This is a genomic window from Natrialba magadii ATCC 43099, assembly GCF_000025625.1.
GTDB lineage: Archaea > Halobacteriota > Halobacteria > Halobacteriales > Natrialbaceae > Natrialba > Natrialba magadii.
Map to the genome: position 1 here is coordinate 2051153 of NC_013922.1, position 19559 is coordinate 2070711.

At 63.8% G+C, this 19559-nt stretch carries 22 protein-coding genes and 1 tRNA gene; 7 read left to right on the forward strand and 16 right to left on the reverse strand.

Translation table 11 applies throughout. The annotated features are described in order from the left end of the window. Positions 1-157: 157 nt before the first annotated feature. The 3 genes from NMAG_RS09605 to hemC are packed head-to-tail and all read right to left on the reverse strand — an operon-like array spanning position 158 to position 2878. Complete coding sequence (locus NMAG_RS09605) at positions 158-886, reverse strand: uroporphyrinogen-III synthase (RefSeq protein WP_004267444.1); 729 nt, start codon at positions 884-886, stop codon at positions 158-160. A gap of 3 nt (positions 887-889) precedes the next feature. After that, positions 890-1741 (reverse strand): uroporphyrinogen-III C-methyltransferase, encoded by an 852-nt coding sequence (cobA, locus tag NMAG_RS09610; RefSeq protein ID WP_004267443.1) that lies wholly within the window; start codon positions 1739-1741, stop codon positions 890-892. Continuing rightward, positions 1742-2878, reverse strand: coding sequence for a hydroxymethylbilane synthase (gene hemC / locus NMAG_RS09615; protein ID WP_004267442.1), 1137 nt, complete (start codon positions 2876-2878; stop codon positions 1742-1744). Between the two features lie 220 nt (positions 2879-3098). Here hemC and NMAG_RS09620 point away from each other — a divergent pair, with 220 nt between their 5' ends. Next, positions 3099-3464, forward strand: a complete 366-nt coding sequence (locus NMAG_RS09620) for a group I truncated hemoglobin (protein WP_004267441.1) — start codon at positions 3099-3101, stop codon at positions 3462-3464. Positions 3465-3498: 34 nt separating this feature from the next. Here NMAG_RS09620 and NMAG_RS09625 read toward each other — a convergent pair whose 3' ends face one another. From NMAG_RS09625 to NMAG_RS09650, 6 genes are all read right to left on the reverse strand, one after another. After that, positions 3499-4179, reverse strand: a complete 681-nt coding sequence (locus NMAG_RS09625) for a hypothetical protein (RefSeq protein WP_004267440.1) — start codon at positions 4177-4179, stop codon at positions 3499-3501. Between the two features lie 84 nt (positions 4180-4263). After that, entirely contained in the window at positions 4264-5538 is a 1275-nt protein-coding gene (gene hemL, locus NMAG_RS09630; RefSeq protein ID WP_004267439.1) for a glutamate-1-semialdehyde 2,1-aminomutase, read from the reverse strand. A 117-nt stretch (positions 5539-5655) separates the two neighbouring features. Next, positions 5656-6246: a PH domain-containing protein gene (locus NMAG_RS09635; RefSeq protein WP_012996619.1), complete on the reverse strand. Its 591-nt coding sequence runs from the start codon at positions 6244-6246 to the stop codon at positions 5656-5658. Between the two features lie 218 nt (positions 6247-6464). Continuing rightward, complete coding sequence (gene hemB, locus NMAG_RS09640; protein ID WP_004267437.1) at positions 6465-7466, reverse strand: porphobilinogen synthase; 1002 nt, start codon at positions 7464-7466, stop codon at positions 6465-6467. A gap of 91 nt (positions 7467-7557) precedes the next feature. Next, positions 7558-7848, reverse strand: coding sequence for a hypothetical protein (locus NMAG_RS09645; RefSeq protein ID WP_004267436.1), 291 nt, complete (start codon positions 7846-7848; stop codon positions 7558-7560). An 8-nt stretch (positions 7849-7856) separates the two neighbouring features. Beyond that, positions 7857-8945 (reverse strand): asparaginase, encoded by a 1089-nt coding sequence (locus NMAG_RS09650; RefSeq protein ID WP_004267435.1) that lies wholly within the window; start codon positions 8943-8945, stop codon positions 7857-7859. 150 nt (positions 8946-9095) lie between these two features. On the opposite strand from NMAG_RS09650, the gene NMAG_RS09655 reads away from it, so the two are divergent. Both NMAG_RS09655 and NMAG_RS09660 read left to right on the forward strand, forming a co-directional pair. Further along, entirely contained in the window at positions 9096-10340 is a 1245-nt protein-coding gene (locus tag NMAG_RS09655; protein WP_004267434.1) for an MFS transporter, read from the forward strand. A 161-nt stretch (positions 10341-10501) separates the two neighbouring features. Then, complete coding sequence (locus NMAG_RS09660; protein ID WP_004267433.1) at positions 10502-10825, forward strand: 4Fe-4S dicluster domain-containing protein; 324 nt, start codon at positions 10502-10504, stop codon at positions 10823-10825. Positions 10826-10918: 93 nt separating this feature from the next. On the opposite strand, the gene NMAG_RS22090 is transcribed toward NMAG_RS09660, so the two are convergent. Then, on the reverse strand, positions 10919-11083 hold the full coding sequence (locus tag NMAG_RS22090; protein WP_004267432.1) for a DUF6757 family protein: 165 nt from the start codon (positions 11081-11083) through the stop codon (positions 10919-10921). A gap of 44 nt (positions 11084-11127) precedes the next feature. After that, positions 11128-11934 carry a PHP domain-containing protein gene (locus tag NMAG_RS09665; RefSeq protein ID WP_004267431.1) on the reverse strand — a complete coding sequence of 269 codons (807 nt, stop codon included), beginning with the start codon at positions 11932-11934 and terminating at the stop codon, positions 11128-11130. Between the two features lie 187 nt (positions 11935-12121). On the opposite strand from NMAG_RS09665, the gene NMAG_RS09670 reads away from it, so the two are divergent. Next, positions 12122-12409 (forward strand): DUF5789 family protein, encoded by a 288-nt coding sequence (locus NMAG_RS09670; RefSeq protein ID WP_004267430.1) that lies wholly within the window; start codon positions 12122-12124, stop codon positions 12407-12409. Positions 12410-12547: 138 nt separating this feature from the next. Here NMAG_RS09670 and NMAG_RS09675 read toward each other — a convergent pair whose 3' ends face one another. Next, a complete protein-coding gene (locus NMAG_RS09675) occupies positions 12548-13555 on the reverse strand; it encodes a DUF5784 family protein (protein ID WP_049916303.1) in 1008 nt (335 codons plus the stop codon). Between the two features lie 236 nt (positions 13556-13791). Here NMAG_RS09675 and NMAG_RS22095 point away from each other — a divergent pair, with 236 nt between their 5' ends. Next, positions 13792-13965, forward strand: coding sequence for a DUF5786 family protein (locus NMAG_RS22095; RefSeq protein ID WP_004267428.1), 174 nt, complete (start codon positions 13792-13794; stop codon positions 13963-13965). 180 nt (positions 13966-14145) lie between these two features. Here NMAG_RS22095 and NMAG_RS09680 read toward each other — a convergent pair whose 3' ends face one another. Beyond that, complete coding sequence (locus tag NMAG_RS09680) at positions 14146-15192, reverse strand: YkgJ family cysteine cluster protein (RefSeq protein ID WP_004267427.1); 1047 nt, start codon at positions 15190-15192, stop codon at positions 14146-14148. Between the two features lie 116 nt (positions 15193-15308). Between NMAG_RS09680 and NMAG_RS09685 the strand changes: the two genes are divergently transcribed. After that, positions 15309-15578, forward strand: coding sequence for a DUF7561 family protein (locus NMAG_RS09685; RefSeq protein ID WP_004267426.1), 270 nt, complete (start codon positions 15309-15311; stop codon positions 15576-15578). A 233-nt stretch (positions 15579-15811) separates the two neighbouring features. On the opposite strand, the gene NMAG_RS09690 is transcribed toward NMAG_RS09685, so the two are convergent. Next, positions 15812-15907, reverse strand: a tRNA-Gly gene (locus NMAG_RS09690). A 210-nt stretch (positions 15908-16117) separates the two neighbouring features. Between NMAG_RS09690 and NMAG_RS09695 the strand changes: the two genes are divergently transcribed. Next, complete coding sequence (locus tag NMAG_RS09695; protein ID WP_004267425.1) at positions 16118-18028, forward strand: helicase C-terminal domain-containing protein; 1911 nt, start codon at positions 16118-16120, stop codon at positions 18026-18028. Positions 18029-18100: 72 nt separating this feature from the next. Here the strand turns inward: NMAG_RS09695 and NMAG_RS22650 are convergent, their stop codons facing one another. Continuing rightward, a complete protein-coding gene (locus NMAG_RS22650; RefSeq protein ID WP_257719838.1) occupies positions 18101-18223 on the reverse strand; it encodes a hypothetical protein in 123 nt (40 codons plus the stop codon). Between the two features lie 105 nt (positions 18224-18328). Then, positions 18329-19558 (reverse strand): class I SAM-dependent methyltransferase, encoded by a 1230-nt coding sequence (locus NMAG_RS09700; protein WP_004267424.1) that lies wholly within the window; start codon positions 19556-19558, stop codon positions 18329-18331. Position 19559 lies beyond the last annotated feature (1 nt).

Here is a 19559-nt window from a genome sequence, read left to right on the forward strand (position 1 = left end):
TAATGTTCATCAGAGCGCGTACGTTTTGTGAACGTCGCTATTGAAGACGGCCTTCGGAGAGTGGAGTGCGTTTCGGAGGTGTTCGTTACAGCAAAGAGGTTGTGCGTGTGTGCTGACACTCATCACTGGATCCAAGTCTCGAGTGGTTCTCGTATTGCTACAGAAGTAGTTCGACCGTCTCTCGGGCCAGCGCGTTGAACGTTGCCTCACTCGCGACGAGGTCGACGTCGATGCCGAACTCGGCGGCGGTCTCCCGGGTCGGCTCGCCGATGACACCGACAGTCGCGTCCTCGAGTCCCGCCAGCGCGTCCGCTCGAACGTCGCGCTCGGCGGCCGCCTCGAGGAAGTGTTCGACGGTCAGCGACGAGGTAAAGCAGGCGGCGTCGAGGTCGCCAGCGGCGGCGCGTTCGGCTGACTCACCGCTCCCCTCGGGTCTGACGAGTTGGTAGAGCACCGTCTCGTGGACGTACGCGCCGGCAGCCTCGAATCCGTCGAGCAGGACGGGACTGCCGTGGTCGCTGCGGGCGACTTCGACCCGCGCGCCGTCGAGGGCCGACTCGAGTTCCGCGACGAGGCCGCTCGAGGTGTACTCGTCGGGCACGATGTCGACCTCGTAGCCCGCGGCGCGGATCGCGTCGGCGGTCTTCGGGCCGATGGCACAGACGGTAGCCTCGCCGGGCTCCCAGTCTGTCTCTGCGACGAGTTCGACGCCCGTCTTGCTCGTGAGCACGACGTAGTCCGCGTCCGTGCGGGGGACGGCGTCCGTTGGGTCGACGGCGAGCATCGGATCCGACACTGCTGTCGCACCAAGCGAGTCGAGGAGTTCGACCGCATCCGCGAGGCGTTCGTCGTCGGGGCGGAAGACGGCGACGGAGAGGTCGCGCATGGGTTAGTCTTCCTCCTCGGTCTGTTTGGTCGCTTCGTTTGTGTCGTCCGTGCTGTTCGCTGCGTCTACTCCGTCCGCGCCATTCGTGCCGTCCGCTTCGTTCGCCAGAAACCCGAGTACCCCCTCGCGCGTTCCGGCAACGTCACCGATCACGGTGACCGCGGGCGGCGAAATGTCGTGCTCGTCGCGCACGTCGACGATGGACTCGAGTGTCCCCGTCGCGACCTGCTGGCCGGGCCAGGTGCCGCGCTCGATGAGCGCGACCGGTGTCTCGGGGTTCATTCCGGCCTCGCGAAGGGCCTGCGTGTAGTCCGGGAGCCGACCGACGCCCATCAGGACGACGATGGTGCCACCGGTGGCGGCAAGCGCCTCCCAGTCGACGGCGGATTCGTCCTTCGTCGGATCCTCGTGGCCGGTGACAAACGAGACGGAGGAGGCGTGGTCGCGGTGGGTGACCGGAATCCCGGCCACCGCGGGGGCAGCGATGGCGGAGGTGACGGCGGGGACGACCTCGAACGGGACTCCATGATCCGCCAGGTACTCTGCCTCCTCGCCGCCGCGGCCGAAGACGAACGAGTCGCCGCCCTTGAGCCGGACGACACTTTTCCCCTCGCGGGCGAGTTCGACCAGTCGCTCGTTGATCGCCGACTGGGGCGTCCGCTCGCCGCCGGCGCGCTTGCCGACATCCTCGCGTCGGTCCTCGGGCAACTGGTCGATGATCTCTGGACCCGGAAGTTTGTCGTGAAGCACGACGTCGGCGGACTCGAGTAGCCGCGTCGCTTTGACGGTGAGCAGGTCGGGGTTGCCGGGGCCGCTGCCAACGAGGTAGACGGTGCCCGGCTCGGGTGCGGTCATTTATTTCCCCTCCGGCTGGTCCTCCTGACTCGGCTCGGACTCGCTTTCGGTTTCCTTGCGCGCGTTTTCGATTAGTTCTGCAGCGCCGCGGTCGGCGAGGTCCTGTGCGAACTCGCGGGCGGCCGTCGCGTGGTTCTCGACGGGGAGATCCCGCGTCGCCGCGACCGACTCCTCGCCGTCGCGGTTGAAGACGCTGACCGTTGCGTGGACGTACTCGCCCTGGACGATGGCGTAGATGCCAATTGGGGCGATACAGCCGCCGCCGAGTTCGGCCAGCACGGTGCGCTCGACGGTGGTCTCGACACGACTTCGCGGATGATCGATTGCGGACTGGATCTCCGTGGCGGTCTCGCCGTCCGTTGCGGTGACGGCGAGTGCACCCTGTCCCGGTGCTGGGACGAAGGTTCCGGTGGGAAGCTCCTGTGCGTCGACGTAGTGGTCGAGACCGCTGCGCACCAGTCCTGCCTGTGCGAGGACGATGGCGTCGTACTCCGTTTCGACCTCACGGCCGAGTGCCTGCTTTTCGAGTTCCGAGAGCCCGTCGAACCACTCGTCGACAGTCTGGTCGAACTCGGGCTCGAAGTCCTCCTCACCAGTATTCCCTTTCCGCTCTTTGTCGGCCTCGCTGCGCTCTTCGTGTTCGGCCTGCAGCGACGGCGCGAGGAGCTTCTCGAGTCGGGTGTCGACGTTTCCGCGCAGTGGCTCGACGGTGAGGTCGGGCCGCTCAGAGAGCAGTTGCGCGCGCCGGCGGAGACTCGAAGTACCGACAGTTGCGCCCTGTGGAAGCTCCTCGAGTGTGGCTCCCTCGGGCGTGATCAGGTAGTCACCGGGACGGCCGCGTTCCGGCACGGCCGCGGTGACGAGGTCGTCGGGCTGTTCGGTCGGCATGTCCTTCATCGAGTGAATCGCGCCGTCGAGGTCGCCCTCGAGTACGCGTTCGTCGAGTTCACGGACGAAGGCGCCGGTCTTGCCGAGGCGGTGGATGAGTTCGTCTCGGATCTGGTCGCCTGTGGTCTCAACGGTGACGAGTTCGACCTCGTACCGACGGTTTTCCAGGGCCTCCTTGACGAGTGTGGCCTGCCGCCGGGCGAGAGTGGATCCCCGTGTCGCCAGTCGCAACGTCCCACGCGTTCTCATAGTAGGTAATCCTCGCCTGAGGTATGAAAAGCGCACGCTTGTCGGCCGACTCACCGCGAACCCGTGCTCGGTGTACTCTCGTGCTTCCGAAGTGGGGTTCATCTGCCGGCGATCGGCTGTGGTCGGCCACTCCACCGTCATGTATGTTATCAATAGACATACTTTTTGACTAATATATTCGGGACGGGGTTTATTCACTTCACCAGAGAACCCGTACACGATGACAGACACGCTGTACGACCGACTCGGCGGAGCGGACGCGATCGGTGCCGTCGTCGACGAGTTCTACGACCGCGTCGTGGCCGACGAGCAGGTCGCACACTTCTTCGACGACGTGGACATGCAGAAACAGCGCACCCACCAGGCCCAGTTCATCAGTTCGGTCGCGGGCGGGCCAGTCGAGTACACCGGCGGCGAGATGGAAGCCGTTCACGACGGGATGGGAATCGACCACGACGAGTTTGACGCCATCGCGACGCACCTCAACGACGCGCTACTCGAGTTCGACGTCGACGACGACGACCGCGAGGCTGTTCTCGAGGCAATCGAGAGCTACCGGGAGCCGATCGTCGTCGCAGCGGACTGACCCTGCAACTGTGACTGTGGTTCATTCCGACGGCTCACTCACCGCCGAGACCGATCTCTTGGCGTCGCCTTCGCAGGTAATACCCCGCAACGAGCGGCTGCAACGGTGCGACCGAGAGGCTCAGAAACGCGAGCCCCAGGTAGACGCCCGGATTCGGTCGCCACGAGTTCGACTGGGTGCAGACGTAGGCCGCATCCTGGTGGATCGCTACCGGAAACGCGCCCACAGCGATCGCACCTGCGAGTCCGAGCGCGGCGGCGACGACGCCCGGAATCGCGAGCAGGAACGCCACGACTGCCGCGGTGAGACCGGCTACCGACGTCACCAGCGAGGCCGCGACGACCAGCCACCAACCCGCCCACCCCGGCGGCGTCCCGAAACGCCTGTGCCGGCGCGCGAGATAGACGACGCCCGCCACCGGTGCCCAGACGAGCGCGAAAAGACCGTTGAGCCACGGGTGCGGTCGCCAGTTTCCGCTCGCCTTTGGACGCCGCCGAACCCGTTTCGCGTCCAGCACGAGCGCCGCTGCGAGTGCCACCGTCAGTACTGTATAGCCGAACGTCCCAACGAGAAAGAGCCCAAAGTCGAGTCCAGGGAGGGGGTACTCGAGTTCCTGGAGCACGCCGACGATGCCGACGCCGATTACAGGTGGGAAGAGATAGAGGAGGCGCTCGACGACCCGTGCCCAGTCGAGTCCGTCTACGATCGGCGACACCTGCGAGAGCGAACGATGCCCGGCCTCATAACAGTTCGTCGTTTCCGTTTCGTCTGGTCGCGGCCGGTTTTGAGGGGGTCGACGCTATAGCGCGTGTTTGTACGCTTCGAGTGTTTCCTCGACGTCTGCCTCAGTGTGACCGTAGCTGACGAACTGGCACTCGAACTGGTTCTGTGAGAGGAAGACCTCCTGTGCTTTCATCTGGCCCCAGAAGACACGCCGCCAGCGGTCCGTCTCGGCGTTCTTCACGTCGGCCGCGTTTTTGGGTGCCTCGCCGTCGCGCGTGAAGATCACCTTGAACATGCTGTCGGTGCCCGCGACCGTGTACTCGGGGGCCTGATCGGCGACGATGTCTGCGAGTCCCGACCGCAACTGGTCGCCCAGCGTGTTGACGTGGTCGTAGACGTTGTTCGCCGCTGCGAACTGGAGCGTCTCGAGTCCGGCCGCCATCGTGACGGGGTGGCCGGAGAAGGTGCCGGCCTGGAAGACGGGGCCGGAGGGGGCCAGTTGCTCCATGATTTCTGCGCGGCCGCCGAGCGCGCCGACGGGGAAGCCGCCGCCGATGACCTTGCCGAACGTCGTCAGATCGGGCGTGACGCCGAACTCGCTCTGAGCGCAGCCGAGGCCGCCGACGCGGAAGCCGGTGATCACTTCGTCGAAGATGAGCAGGGAGCCGTGTTCGTCGGTGATCTCGCGCAAGAAGTCGTGGTAGCCGTCGTCGGGGTCGACGATCCCGTAGTTGGCGAGAATCGGTTCGGTCATGACGGCGGCGATGTCGTCGCCGTGTTTCTCGAACGCCTCGCGAACGGCGTCCTCGTCGTTGAACGGCACCGGAATCGTGTGCTCGGCGACCGACTGCGGGACGCCGGCCGAGGAGGGTGCGACGCTCTCTACGTCGCCCTCGACCAGCGTCGAGTCCTGGGCACCGTGGTAGCCGCCCTGATTGACGATGATCTTGTTTCGGCCGGTATAGCCGCGCGCGAGGCGGACGGCCGAGGTGGTCGCCTCGGTGCCGGAGTTGACGAACCGGATCTTCTCGACGCTCGGGACGTGGCGCACGACGAACTCGGCGAGGTCGACCTCGATTTCGGTCGGCGTGCCGTACATCGGTCCCTCGCTGGCGTTCTGCTGGATGCCAGCCTGGACGGATTCGGGGAGGTTGTGTCCAAGCAGCAGCGGGCCGAGACCCATTACCCAGTCGATGTAGCGGTTGCCGTCGGCGTCGATGACGTGGCCGCGGTCGCCCTTCTGGACGAAGAACGGGTAGGGCTCGATCGCGGCGCGGACGGCGGAGTTTACGCCGCCGGGCATTACCGAGAGCGCTCGATCGTACAGCGCGCGCGAGTTGTCGTCGTTCATGCGCGGGTCTAGGGAACGGGACGGCAAAGTAGTACCGAGGTTCGCCTGCGATGTGTCCGGTAGCAGCTGGTGTCTGTCTATCCCGTCTGAACCGGTTGCACCCGGTCGGTAGCCGACTCAGCGCCCCTTCCGCTCGGACTGACGCCGCCGAATTGTCTGTGCTACGTCTGCGTAGTTCGGGACGCCTTGCAACTGTAGGTCACCGCCCAGACTGAAGCCGCTCGGCGTCACTGTGTGTGAAACCGTGATCGTGCCGTATCCACGACTGCGGCTGAACGATGTCGTCTTGGTCTGGAGCCCGCTTACGTCTTCCACCCACGTTTCGTTCGTCGTTCTGGTCGTCATCCCGGTTGAGACGATGATTCGACGGTCAGTGACGAGATATCGCTGATAGGTGCGCTGGTACCAGACGTACCCCACGAGCAGGACGCCTGGAACGAGTGTCAGGAGCCCGACCGCGACCTCGACGAGACTAAGGAGGAGCCCCAGCCCGACGAACATGCCCGCAAGCGCGAGGTAGCCGGTCCACCCCCACCACGTCGGCCGCGTGTCGACCAGCACCGTTTCGTCGTCGAGCAGGTACGACTCATCCTTCGAACTGGAACCGGAACCGCTGTCCGTCCTCGACTGCACTGTTTCGCCCTCCTTGTGCTCGTCCCTCTTCGTTTCCTCGTACTCCACCGTCGACCGGTTCCCACGTTGACTCATTCAGCACCTAGCTTCGAGAGATGCATGATAAATGCAATCATCCGTGATGACAGTCACTAGATCTAACACATACCGTTCACAGACAAGAACTCGCACGTACAGGCACCTCCCGGTCGTCCTCTTGCTTACTCGAGTGCAGCTGCCATCATACGATCACACCTGCGGAAAACCAATCTGTCCACCGACACACCACTCATCACACGACGTCTTCACACTGGTCAGCGCAGTCGTTCCGCAACGTCCTCAGCGAAGTAGGTCAGAATCAGATCCGCGCCCGCCCGCTTGATCGAGAGCAGGGACTCGAGTGCAACCTCTTCTAGGTCGAGCCAGCCCTTCTCGGCGGCGGCGTGGAGCATGGCGTACTCGCCGGAGACGTTGTAGGCGGCGACGGGGTGGTCGAACTCCTGGCGGATGTCGCGGACGATGTCCAGGTAGGGAAGGGCGGGTTTGACCATAAGTACGTCTGCGCCCGCGTCGGCGTCGAGACGGACTTCGCGCAGCGCTTCGCGCGAATTCGCGGGGTCCATCTGGTAGTGGCGGCGGTTGCCGAAGGCGGGTGCGCCGTCGGCGGCGTCCCGGAACGGGCCGTAGAAGGCGCTCTCGTACTTCGCGGCGTAGCTCATGATGGGGACATCGTGGAAGCCTTCGTCGTCTAACCCCTCGCGGAGCGCGCCAACCATCCCGTCGGTCATGCTACTCGGCGCGACCATGTCTGCGCCCGCTTTGGCGTGGGAGACTGCTGTTTTTCGGAGCGAGGTGAGGGTGGCGTCGTTGTCGACAGTCAACGAGGGATCTGGCGTCTCGCACTCGCCGTGACGGAGGTCGGGTTCGAGCGTGCCGCAGTGGCCGTGTTTGGTGTACTCACAGAGGCAGACGTCAGTAATCACGTAGGCGTCCGTCTCGGCGGTGATCCGCCGAGTCGCCTCCTGTATCACGCCGTCGTCGGCCCAGGCGCGCGTTCCCGTCGCGTCCTTGGACTCGGGGATGCCAAAGAGCATGATGGCTTCGACGCCGGTATCGAGTACTTCCTCGACGCGCGCGACGCTCTCTTCGATCGGGACGCGCTCGTGGCCGGGCATCGACTCGATCTGCTGGCGCGTCGTCGCCGTCGCGTCGATGAACACCGGCGCGATGAGATCCGCCGGCTCGAGGCTCGTTTCGCTGACGAGCCCACGTATCCGGTCTTGCCGGAGCCGACGCGGACGGTGTGTAAGATCCATACTTGCGTTATTGACGGCATACGCAAAAGCGGTGCGTTCACGATCCGTCGGGTTCAGTGAAAGATTGGTTTGAGCTAGCGGCCGATTTATACTACCTTCCCAACATGTCTGCGGATGGACCGCCGTCCCGGTCACCGCTCTCGCCGCCGCTTTCTCTGAACAACTCCCGCGCCGTCGATTCCACAGTTTCCGAAACACACTCCCGCTCTTCGATGACGACGACATCGACCGCGTCGTCCTCGAAACGGATCGCGGAACGGCACTCCGCTGGTTCGGCTACGAGGAGATCACGCGAACGGTTTCCTACAAGGAGACCGTGTTCGAGGTGACGGGTGTACTCGAGTCCGACTGATGGCTCCCACTCTCCGGCTCTCACCCGCATCGGTCCGCTTAGACTACCGACTCCACACCCTCGAACGCCGCAGCGATACGATCTTGGGCCTCGACTTCGGCGTCGTCACCAGCCACCGACAACACCAGCGCCACCTTCAACCGCGCCTTCCACGCCGGCAGATCGCCACCCGAAATCGCACCCACCTCGCGGAGCGTCTGTCCACCACCCGGCCCACCGTACAACCCCGCCGCCTCACCCGCGTAACACCGTGAGGTCAGGACTACGGGGAGGCCGTCGTCGATGGCGGACTCGAGTACACTCCCCAACTCACCGGTCGCGTTCCCGAGCCCAGTGCCGGCGAGGACGATGGCGTCGGGAGCGGCGGTGGACTCGAGTGCCCGTTTGATCTGTCGGCCGTCGACGCCCATCGCGTTCGTCACGATATCGACACGGATGTCGGGGTCAATTCGCGCGCCGGCGTCCGGAATTGCTGACGCGTCGGTGTAGCTGCGTGGTTCGCGAAACGTTCGGAGGCCGTTGGGGGTCAGTTCGGCGACCGGTCCCGCGCCGGGTGAGGCAAACGTCTCGAGTTTGCTGGTGTGTGATTTGACGACCCAGCGGGCGGCGTGGATGGTGTCGTTGAACGCGAGGTAGCTACCGGTCTCGAATCGGTCGTCGACGGCGGCACGAACGGCGGTGAGCAGGTTCGAGGGGCCGTCGGTCCCCTCCTGGTCGAACGGGCGCTGTGCGCCGGTGAAGACGACCGGCACGTTGGCGGTGGTGACGAGGTCGAGGTAGTACGCCGATTCGGCCATTGTGTCGGTCCCGTGAGTGACGACGACACCGGTGACGTCTTCATCGGCCGCACGCTCGGCGGCGTCGACGATATCGGTTGCGTTCTCGACGGTTATCTGGAATCCGGATCGCTGACAGACGGTTTCGACGTCGAGGCTGGCGTAATCGGTGAGCTCCGGGACGGCGTCGAGAAGGTCTTCTCCCGACACCGACGGTGTCTTGCCGCTCGTCTCGTTGTCATCACCGGTGCTCGCGATGGTGCCGCCGGTGCTGATGACTCTGACGTGTGGTTTTGAGTGGGACTGTGTCTGTGACTGTGACGATCGTGACGTCGAATCCGTCGCTGGCATACGCGTGTGCTCGACTCCCAGGGTGAAGGGTCTTCTCGCTCGACGGAACCTTGCTGCGAAGCGACATTGTGCTTTGTTGTCGCTTGCACAACCTGGGGGCGCTGGCTGCCGGGACCAATACCCTCATCTGTCAGCATCGGTGACGAACGGGTGAACGATCAGAACGACGATGGCGAGGAATTCGATGCGATCGACACGGAGATGGCTCGTTGGTGGCGAATGAGACGCTGGCGATACAGCGAGACAGTGCTCGCGCTGTGTACACTCGCGTTCTTCGCGACGATGGTTGGCCGGTTGGCGATCAGTCCGGTCTTGCCGATGATCACTGAGGACTTCGATGTCACCAACTCGGTCGTTGGCGTCGCGATGACCGGGATGTGGATGGCCTACTTCCTCTCGCAGTATCCGAGCGGGATCTTCGCAGACCGCTACGGCGAGCGACCGATCATTCTGATCGCCGTCGGCGGGACGGCAGTGACGAGTCTCTTTCTCGCACTGTCGCCCTTCTTCGCGGTGTTCGTTTTCGGAACGATTGCACTGGGTGCCGTCGCCGGCCTCCACTATAGTGTCGCGACGACGCTTCTGACCCGGACCTACGACGATATCGGTGCTGCCATCGGGGTTCACAACAGCGGTGGCCCCGCTGCGGGTCTCGTCGCACCGCCGATCGCTGGCTGGGTCGGTGTCACCTACGGCTGGCGAGCGGCCGTCGCAATCGCCGTTCCCATCGCGATTCTGGTCTACGTGCTATTCTCCCGGTTTATCGACCCAACAGAGCCTCGGCGACCGAACCAGTCCATGCAGGAACGCGTCGACGTCGGGGCGATCACGGACCTCCTCTCGCGGCCGAAGATTGCGTTCCCAATCTGTCTCGCCATCGCCGCGGCGTTCGTCTGGCAGGCAACCTCAACCTTCCTCCCCACGTTCCTCACCGAACACCGAGAGCAGTCGACCGAACTTGCAGCTGTCGTCTTCGCGAGCTACTTCGTCGTGCAGGCAATCACGCAGGTTGGTGTCGGCGCCGTCTCGGACCGCGTCGGGCGTGACTTCGCGACGGCTGGCTGTCTGCTCCTTGCGGGAGTCGGCTTCGTGATTTTCGTCGTTGGTCCCGGATTCGAAGCCGTCGTCGTCGGAGTGGTACTGGTCGGAACCGGTCTCGGCTGGGGAGCAGCGCTTCTCCCGCGGTTTATGGATGTCCTCTCTGACGAGGAACGCGGTGCCGGATTCGGACTCATCCGCACGGTGTACGGCTTCATCGGCGCGCTCGGTTCGGTCGCGACCGGGCTGTTTGCCGACCTCTTTGGCTGGGGGGTTGCATTCCTCGTGTTGGCTGGCCTTCTCGGACTTGGGTTCTGTGCGATTCTGGTCAACTGGCTGTTCTCGCTCGGGTATTGATTGCGATGTGCCGTGTCGCGCTGGATCCCTTGGTACTCTCAGTTGGTGGCTACGTGGCTATCGGCTATCGACTCATCGTCGATGAGCGGGAGAGCCGCGGTTGCACGGACGTACACAAGTCCGTACTTTTAAGTGCGCATCTATCGTCTCAACTGTTAGCAATGGCCATAGATCCACAGTTCCACGAAAACCGCGAGCAGGTCGACGAGCACAAGGGCCACGTCGTCTGGGGTCCCGTCGACGAACCCGAAGAACTCGGGATCCACGGCACCCACGTCGCCGTCGACTTCGACCTCTGTATCGCCGACGGTGCCTGTCTCGAGGACTGTCCCGTTGACGTCTTCGAATGGGTCGAGACCCCCGGTCACCCCGAGAGTGAGGAGAAAGCAGACCCCACCCACGAAGCCCAGTGTATCGACTGCATGCTCTGTGTAGACGTCTGTCCGGTCGACGCGATCGACGTCGACGCCGGACGAACGGCCTAATCTCTGCAGTGTCTCCCGTGAAGCGTGCCGATCGCGAAAGATTTGAACGATAATCCGTGACCGACGATACGTATTCGTCGACTGCGCTCGAGCTTATTCTGCGCGATCGACGTCGACTTTCTCTTTGAGGTTTTCGAGCCCGTCGGCTTCCGCGAGCTCTTGCAGGCGCTCCCGGAAGTGTTCCTCACAGAGACCGACTTTGAGGCCGCCCGACTCCGCGGCAAAGGCGGCCTCGCGGTCACAGTAGTGACAGTTCATACACAGCCGTTGGAGCCACGAGGCATTGAACCCTCCGCTCCCGGCTAGTCCGTCTGTCTTTCTGCGGTCAGTCCCAACTGGTCAAATTCAACCTTCGACAGTCCTGCAACGCCGAGTTCCGCCTCGTGTGCGTCGGTGCCACCAGTCGCGAGTAGGTCGTTGCGATCGATCGCTCGCTCTACTGGTTCGAGATCGACCGTTCGACCGTAGGGGTACGAGAGTTCGACCGCATCGAGATCCGCTGCGTGCGACAGCGCGTGCTCCGGGTTCGGATACCGAAGCGGGTGAGCGAGCGACACGACCTGTGCAGCCTCGCCGAGAATCCGTCGCCCCTTCTCGAACGAGGGAATCTCCCGTGCAACGAAACAGGGGCCGTCGTTCCCGATGAGCCGATCGAAGGCATCCTCGTAGTCGTACTCAGTTTCGGGATGAGCGTCGATCGCGCGGGCGACGTGCGGGCGGCCAAAGCCGTCCGTCACAGTGACGCCGAGGTCGATCCCCAGTTCATCCTCGACGTTGTCGACGATCGCCTGTCCGCGCTTGATGCGGTTCTCCTGAATCCCAGCCGTCAGGGACTCGAGTTCCGCTGTCGGTTCGATCCCGTATGCGAGCAGATCGACGCGCTGACTCGGCGTGTCGCCGTCGCCCTGAATCTCGACGCGGAGTTCGATGCCGTTGACGAGAGTGATACCATCGCGCTCGCACATGGGTTCGTCGAACGGCTGAAGCCGGTCGTGGTCGGTGATCGCGACGACGCGGAGGTCCGCTCGGGCGGCCGCGTCGGGGACGGCCTCGAGTTCGAGACTACCGTCCGATCGCGTTGTGTGGACGTGCAGATCGGCGTAAGGCATTGGTCTGGCTCATCCGAGCAGTTCCGTCGGTAAAGGCGTTTTCAGTGGCGATGATGGGCATCGCTGGCAGCTTCGCGGCTAACCCGCACGCCAGTTGAACCCATTCTAGCGATATTAGGTCTTGGGTGAGGCTAGTAATCCATTATGGACAATGTTTATAATTATCGTTCACGCACTATAGGGTGTAATGCTTCCAACCGGCACCGCCGAGGTCATCGACGACCACGAGTACCCCGCAACGACCGAGGAACTGATCGAGGACTGTGGCGACCGCACCCTCGAACTCCCAAACGGCTCCGAGACGGTTGGCGACGTACTCGCGCGTCTCGAATCCGAAACGTTCGAATCGGCGGATGACGCTCAACTCGCCGTCTACTCCGCGGTGAGCAACAAGGCCGTTGGCCGCGTCGGCTACAGCGACCGCGACCCAACACCGGTCGGCAGTCCGTACTCGCCGGACGCGGTTTCCTTCTGAGGTCGGCCTGTTCGATTCTCTTCTTGGCTGTTGCGCAACTACTCGATCGACGGAGAGTCATCGACCGCGCGCAGAGCAGTCGTTCAGTCGTTCAGTCGTTCAGCCGTTCAGCACCCCAGCACTCCAGCCGCTCAGTAATCAGTCCAGAAAATCGACCGCCCCGGCCAACTCGAGTGGCACCGATCCTTTCCGGTAGCCTTCGACTCGGCCGTTCGGGCGTGCGCGGTAAACGACAGCGGGACGGTGTCGGACGTCGGGTCGTTCGCCGCGAACCGCAGCCCAGGCGTCGTCACGGAAACTCGTACAGTCGACGAAGAGCACTGCGCCGCCGCCGTGTTCGGCGAGTTGGCCGTTCGTCTTCGTCTCCGCAGTATCGCGTACTGCTGCGACGGGGCCGTCTGCCGCCCGGTTCGTCGGCGGCTGCGGTCGGGTGACCTCGACGAGGACGTTCGTCTCGGCGTCTTCAGCGCGGAAGTCGAGTGAGTGGCCCGTCGTCACCTCGATTTCGGGCGTCACGTCGTAGCCCGCGTCGGTGAGGATTTTCGCGGCGATGAACTCGCCGAGTGCGGCGCTCATACGCACCCGGTCGACGTGGTCGCTGGTGCCGAGTTTGCCCGACATGACGTGTCGGTACTCGTCGAGCGCGCCGGTTTTGAGAAAGTCCTCGAAGAAGCGTGTCGTCTCCCGGCGGCCTGCATCGGGGAAGCCGGCGGCGTGCTGGCGGAAGAACGCGCGGGTCGATTCGCGGCCGTCTTTGGACATGAATACCGGCAGGAAGTACCACGAGAGGTGCGGATAGTCGGCGAGCCACGGGTCCTCCTCGTGCAGCGTCGCGAGGAGTTCACGCTGGGTCCAGCGCGCGACGTGATACGGAATCTCGCGCCAGCCGTACTTGTCTGTGCGCCAGAGCGAGGACGGTGTTTCCGTGTTCCCCATCCAGTAGGCCTCGTCGTCAGTGCGCGCAAAGAGGGCGATATCGCCGTTTTGCATCTCGAAGCGGTGTGTCTCCCAGCCTGCGCCGATGTCGAACTGCGGCGTCACTGCACGAGCACCGATATTCGATCTGAGCGGCTGGAGTATCTTCTGTCGAACTCGCTGCTCGCTCCAGGATGTGGGCGAATAGCGAAAGCGAAGCGGCCGTGCCACGGGCATCCTATGGCCCGGCCGGCCATACGTTTTGCGAGACAGCGTCTCATACTACCGGACAGAACTATTCGAAGATTTGGGGCGCTACTGCGGCCGTCTCCGAAGATAACGGCTACAACTTCGTGATTGACCGCTCACGGACTCCTGTCTCACAGTATCACTCATCATGACTGCCTTCGAATATGAACGACCGTTACATTGATATGCGAATCGTTCCTACTATGTGTATACTTGCCATGTCAATGGGTGCCTATGACGAAGACGAACACGAACGCCGTGAAGAACAAGCGTCTCGAGTCGACGCCGACTTCGATGACGAGCGGACAATATATCACGGCCGCGTAGAGTACGATTCGGGTGACTCCGCGGAGGACCTCCTCGACCAGTTCGAGCAGATCAAGTCGGACTAGTGTCTACTTCCTCCCTTCTACGGTCCAGCAGGACAAGTCGTGAGCCACAGCGCTCGCCGCGGGACCGTCCGCTCCCGTCGTCAGTACAGGCGTGACCGGCGGCCGTCGCGCTCGTCGGTGAGCCGTTCGGTACAGGGTACTCGAGTACCATTCCTCACGTTGGGTTTCCGCCTCGCATTCTCACTCTGTCCGCGTCTCCGCTTCGTCTTCTCTTTCCTTCCAGCCGGGCGTCTCGGGTGCGCCGCGGTCCTCCTCAACTGTGACCGCGAGATCCGGTGATGGCGTTGACCCGCTGTCGCACTCTGCTGCGTCGTGACGCTTGTGCCACTCGGTGATTGCGGGGCCGACCCAGGACGCACCGTCGGGAGCGCTGTTTCCACCGTCTCCACCGCCGGCTGATGGCATTGCCGCCATCGCCCGTGTTTTTCCCGTCTCGTAGTGGTGCTCCGAAATCGCGAGCGTCCCCGGACTCGAGGCGCTCGCGACTGCGATGCACTCGGCACGATCTTTCGGCCGAAGGGAACCGGCTTCGAGACGCTCGATAACGCCGTCGAGGTCGTCTGGCCGCGGGTGACAGAAGAGCTTTTCACCGATGGCGTGCGAGCCGAGTAGCGGTCCGTCGTCGAGTTCGCCGTCCGAAAGTTGGTCGTCGAGTAGCCGGTCGTCCCCGAAGGTCGCCTCGACGCGTTCGCACTCGGTTTCTTGCCCGAGTTCGAGATTGTGCGCTGGATAGGCACCGCACTCGGCGGGAAAGTGCTCGTCGCCGTGGATGCGACACTGCAGCGTCGTCGGATCGAGAAAGACACAGGTCGGTAACCAGTTCGGTTCTGTGCGGCCGAAGGGTGCGACCGGTTTCGGCGGTTTTCGGAGGCCGATGAAGAAGGCCGGTCGGCCCGCGATGGCGGCGACCTGTTGACCGTCGATTTCGACGGCCTCGTGTTCGTCGCGGGCGCGCCAGAACCGCGGCGTCATGGCAGCAGCCATTCCCCGATCGAGGACGGTTCGGACCTCGTCCCGGGTGAGCGGAACGAAGTTGGCGTCGTCGTCGAACGGGAGGCGGCGCTCGTTTTCGCTGTCGGCGCTGTCGGCGCTGTCGGCGCTGTCGCTGTCGCTGTCGCTGGCGTCAGCGAATCGCCCGCGCTGGCGCGTTCGGTCCGCCTCGTAGTCATCGAGCAACGCTGTCCAGTCCATACAGCAGCCGGCACAGCCAGCACAGTGCACCTCCATACCCGGCGCTACCACGGGGGGCGGTATAACTCGTCGGCCGACGACGGAAGCCGACTCCGGGAGCCGAACCTGGGGTCGGGGGAACGACTTTGACCACGCAGCACCCAGTGTCAGCTATGGCAACAGATGCCTGCGACGGCTGCGGTCGAGCGGTCAGCGTTGCCGGTGGCATCGCCAACCTCTGGACCTTCGGCGAGAACGACGGCAGCGACGGTTCGGCGATCACGCTCGAACTCGCCGACGGCACGGAGCACCTGCTGTGTTACCCGTGTCTCGAGGCCATCCCCGACGAGCCGACCGCCGAGGACGTGGCGCGACTCGAGCAGGTCGACCCGGAGACGTCCCGCCTCGCTCCAGTTGGCGAGCGCTCTGGGGAGTCGCTGTGAGGCTGTAGATCTGCGAGGCTGCGAGTCCGTGAGTCTGCGAGGCTGTTGCGTTGCAAGCTGCCGGACTCCAAGACTGTCTAGCTATATCGTACTCGAGACCTGCCGGGACGGAGAGAAGACATGAGTCGTGGTCCGCGAACGGTCTGGCCGACGCAGCGGACCACGAACAGGCCACTGTGATGGGGGGAGGGTGGCAATGCAACGGGAAAGGTCATGCAGACCGATCCCGTAAACGGAAGGGGTGGGATTTGAACGCCACGAGGCATGTGCTGCCGTCGCGGGCCAGGGTCAGCTGGCACCGCGATGCTCTACCGCTGAGCGACCCTTCCGCGACTAAAGCCAAGGGCGGTGTTCGTATTTGTAATCGGTCGGTTACCTGCAGGTAGCTGGCACCTACCGGCCGTTTTTGAACGGCTTCTTCGCTCTGGGTTGCCGCCAGTCAGTTTCGATCCCGACCAGTATCGCTCACTATGGCCGAACAGTTCAGCGCGAGCAACGCTCCGTAGCCTTTAGGAGTCGGCCGGTCCGTGACTCAGACGGTGAACCCCGAGCGGATCTTCGACGCCTTTCCCGCGCCCAGCTACCGCGGGAACCAGGAGCAGGCCCTCCGCGACATTCGTGACGCCTTCGCGGCCGGCAACGATGTCGTCCTCGTGCGCGCACCCACCGGGAGCGGCAAGTCCCTTCTCGCACGGTCCGTCGCCGGCTGTGCCCGAACGATCGACGAGGCGGAGCCGAGCGAGGCCGCCGGGGCCTACTACACGACCCCGCAGGTCTCACAGCTCGACGACGTCGCCTCGGACGACCTGCTCGCCGATTTGAACGTCATCCGCGGCAAGTCGAACTACACCTGTATCCTCCCCCAGGAGCGCAATACGCCGGTCAACCAGGCACCCTGCGTCCGCGAACGGGGCTATGACTGCTCGGTCCAGCATCGCTGTCCGTACTTTTCGGACCGTGCAATCGCCTCGAATCGCTCGATTGCGGCGATGACCCTCGCGTACTTCATGCAGACTGCGGGTAGCGAGGTCTTTCGCAAACGCGACGTCGTCGTCATCGACGAGGCACACGGTCTCGCCGAGTGGGCGGAGATGTACGCGACGATCCAGCTTGGGCCGCGAACCGTCCCGTTCTGGGACGACCTCCGTGTGCCGCAAATCGACAGTATCGAACGGGCCGTCCGCTACGCCGAGAACCTCGAGCAGACCTGTACCCGTCGCAAGGACGACCTGCTCGCACAGGAGACGCTCTCGCCTCGCGAGGTCCGCGAACGCGACCGGCTGCAGGAGCTGATCGGCGAACTCGACTGGTTCGTCTCGGACTTTCGGGACCCACAGAGTCCGACGACGTGGTTGGTCGACCAGTCCGAGCGGAACGCAGCCAGTACGGACGACGAGACCGACGACGAGGAACTCGGCGGTCCCCTGACCATCAAGCCGATGAACCCCGAGAAGTACCTCGCCCACACCGTCTGGGACCGAGGCAACAAGTTCGCGCTCCTCTCGGCGACCATCCTCAACAAGGCGGCCTTCTGCCGGCAGGTCGGGCTCAATCCTGACGACGTCGCGCTCGTCGACGTCAGCCACACCTTCCCCGTCGAAAACCGGCCGCTGTACGACGTCACCCAGGGGAAAATGACCTACGAGCACCGTGACGAGACGACGCCGGACATCGCCCGTACCATCGTCCGGCTCATGCAGCGCCACCCCGACGAGAAGGGGCTGATTCACGCCCACTCCTACAACATTCAGGAGCGACTCGCCGACCTCCTGCGCGATTTCGGCGTCGGCGAGCGTATTCGCGTCCACGACCGCGACGGCCGCGACGCCGACTTAGAGGAGTGGAAAGCCAGCGACGACCCCGACGTGTTTATCTCCGTGAAGATGGAGGAAGCGCTCGACCTCAAGGGCGACCTCTGTCGCTGGCAGGTGCTCTGTAAGGCCCCCTACCTCAACACCGGCGACTCGCGCGTCGCCCACCGACTCGAGGAAGGCCAGTGGGCGTGGTACTACCGGACCGCGCTGCGAACCATCATCCAGGCCTGCGGCCGCGTCGTCCGCGCCCCCGACGACCACGGCGCGACGTACCTCGCGGACTCGAGTCTCCTCGATCTTTTCGAGCGCGCGCGAACGGACATGCCCGACTGGTTCGCAGCGCAGGTCGACCGCATGTCGACGCCCGAGTTGCCGGCGTTCGATCCACAGGCGGCGTGTGACTCGTCCGGACCGGGTGGCCGGCGCGGCTCTGGTCGTGGTGGTGGCTCGGGCAGGGACTCGAGTACAAGTGGGTCACAATCCGAGTCACCGGGTCAGTCTGCAACTGGGTCGGATTCGGGGAGTGCGTACACGCGCTCTCGGTCTCGGTCTGGTTCTCGCTCGCGCTCACAGTCGGGGTCGTCGAAAGACTCATCATCGAGTCCGCTCGCAGATGTCTGGGATACGGACGGCTAATGAGGTCGACTGCCGACCGGCGAGCGAACGCTCATCGCAAAATCGAGTTACACACGCCGGGGCGATGCTGCCTCAGAACGCGGCGAGTGCGCCCCACGCGATCATCGACGTGACCATGAGGAACGCGAAGCCGAGCGCGATGAACTGATTTTTGTCCATAGATGATGCAATTCGCCCGGGAAGTATGAATGTCACGACCGATCGCGGTCGAGTAGGGCCGACGACGGCCACACTGTGACGTGGTGTCTCTCTTGGTCTGGTCTGGGCTGGTTCGATGCATCAATCGCCACGAACCGACCGCTACTCGAACACAACGTCGACGACGACGTGTTCGACGCCGGCGCTGTGGCTCTTGACGCGGCGCTTCTCGAGAATTTCGTACTCTCTCCCCGCAGCGGCTCCAGCAGCGTCGATGCGCTCGAGTGGCCGCTCCCAGAGCCGTGATTCCGGGGTCGCCTCGTGGTAGTGGAGCACGCCGCCAGGGACGAGTGCGTCGAGGGCGTCCGCGAGGAAGGTGTGGGCCGCTTCATCGCGGGTCTCTGCCTGTGCTGTGTCTACTGCTCGCTCGTTGTCACTGTCCGTTTTGGATCCGCTGCTGCTCCCGCTGCCGCTCCCGCTCCCGTAGTACCCCATCACGATCCGATCTGCCGCCACCTCGCTCGTCAGGTCTCGACAGTCGCTCATGTAGGCATCTACCCGGTCACCCACGTCGTTCAGCATCGCGTTCTCGAGTAGGTACCGAAACGCGGTCGGGTTGATTTCCGTCGCCGTCACCTGCGCACCGGCGCGGGCCATCGGCAGTGTGAAGTAGCCAATCCCCGCGAACATGTCGAAGACACGCTCGTCCGGCTCGCAGACGTCGCCCATCCGGACACGTTCGGCCTGATTCCCCGGCGAGAACATCACTTTCGTCGGATCGAGCCCGTACCGCGTCCCGTGTTCGGTGTGAATCGTCTCCGTATCGCGCTCACCTGCGAGCAGTCTCGTCTGCGGCTCGCGCACGCGGCCTGCTTCCCCCTCGTTCGCAATTCCCTCGTCCGCGAGCACGCTCTCCGCTTCGCCGTGTAACTCGAGTAGCGCCTCGCCCAGGTCGCGCTCTCGATCTGCGGGGAAGTCAGCCGGCAGCGTCACCAGAATCACTGAGCCGATGACCGCCCACGAGCTCGGGGTGGACTCGAGTGCGTCGTCGCTCCAGCCGCGGTCTGCGAGGAGGGTCGCCAAATCCTGGGTTCGGTATTCGGGGTCGAGTTGGCGAACGATGTCGAGGACATCGGTGTCTGCAGGCGGTGCGGTGACGGGTAGTGCGACTCGTTCCGGACTGTCTTCCTGTACGTGTCGCGAGTTGTCGTAGATGCCCTCGGTTCGGAGCGATTCGATCGCAGTTTCGGCGCGCGGTTTGTCGACGATGACTGCGAGCGGGCCGTCTGCGCTTGCGTGCTCGAGGATGTCTGTTACGCGCTCTGCAGTGTCTGTTTCTCCCCTGCTGTCTGCGTGTTCAGCTCCGCCTTCATCTGTCGGTTCATCCGACATG

Bases quoted from the DNA above. Each gene is read 5' to 3' on its own strand.
- NMAG_RS09605 (WP_004267444.1), bottom strand. From the start codon at position 886: ATGCGCGACCTCTCCGTCGCCGTCTTCCGCCCCGACGACGAACGCCTC.
- cobA (WP_004267443.1), bottom strand. From the start codon at position 1,741: ATGACCGCACCCGAGCCGGGCACCGTCTACCTCGTTGGCAGCGGCCCC.
- hemC (WP_004267442.1), bottom strand. From the start codon at position 2,878: ATGAGAACGCGTGGGACGTTGCGACTGGCGACACGGGGATCCACTCTC.
- NMAG_RS09620 (WP_004267441.1), top strand. From the start codon at position 3,099: ATGACAGACACGCTGTACGACCGACTCGGCGGAGCGGACGCGATCGGT.
- hemL (WP_004267439.1), bottom strand. From the start codon at position 5,538: ATGAACGACGACAACTCGCGCGCGCTGTACGATCGAGCGCTCTCGGTA.
- NMAG_RS09635 (WP_012996619.1), bottom strand. From the start codon at position 6,246: ATGAGTCAACGTGGGAACCGGTCGACGGTGGAGTACGAGGAAACGAAG.
- hemB (WP_004267437.1), bottom strand. From the start codon at position 7,466: ATGGATCTTACACACCGTCCGCGTCGGCTCCGGCAAGACCGGATACGT.
- NMAG_RS09645 (WP_004267436.1), bottom strand. From the start codon at position 7,848: ATGCGGGTGAGAGCCGGAGAGTGGGAGCCATCAGTCGGACTCGAGTAC.
- NMAG_RS09650 (WP_004267435.1), bottom strand. From the start codon at position 8,945: ATGCCAGCGACGGATTCGACGTCACGATCGTCACAGTCACAGACACAG.
- NMAG_RS09660 (WP_004267433.1), top strand. From the start codon at position 10,502: ATGGCCATAGATCCACAGTTCCACGAAAACCGCGAGCAGGTCGACGAG.
- NMAG_RS22090 (WP_004267432.1), bottom strand. From the start codon at position 11,083: ATGAACTGTCACTACTGTGACCGCGAGGCCGCCTTTGCCGCGGAGTCG.
- NMAG_RS09665 (WP_004267431.1), bottom strand. From the start codon at position 11,934: ATGCCTTACGCCGATCTGCACGTCCACACAACGCGATCGGACGGTAGT.
- NMAG_RS09670 (WP_004267430.1), top strand. From the start codon at position 12,122: ATGCTTCCAACCGGCACCGCCGAGGTCATCGACGACCACGAGTACCCC.
- NMAG_RS22095 (WP_004267428.1), top strand. From the start codon at position 13,792: ATGTCAATGGGTGCCTATGACGAAGACGAACACGAACGCCGTGAAGAA.
- NMAG_RS09680 (WP_004267427.1), bottom strand. From the start codon at position 15,192: ATGGAGGTGCACTGTGCTGGCTGTGCCGGCTGCTGTATGGACTGGACA.
- NMAG_RS09685 (WP_004267426.1), top strand. From the start codon at position 15,309: ATGGCAACAGATGCCTGCGACGGCTGCGGTCGAGCGGTCAGCGTTGCC.
- NMAG_RS09700 (WP_004267424.1), bottom strand. From the start codon at position 19,558: ATGTCGGATGAACCGACAGATGAAGGCGGAGCTGAACACGCAGACAGC.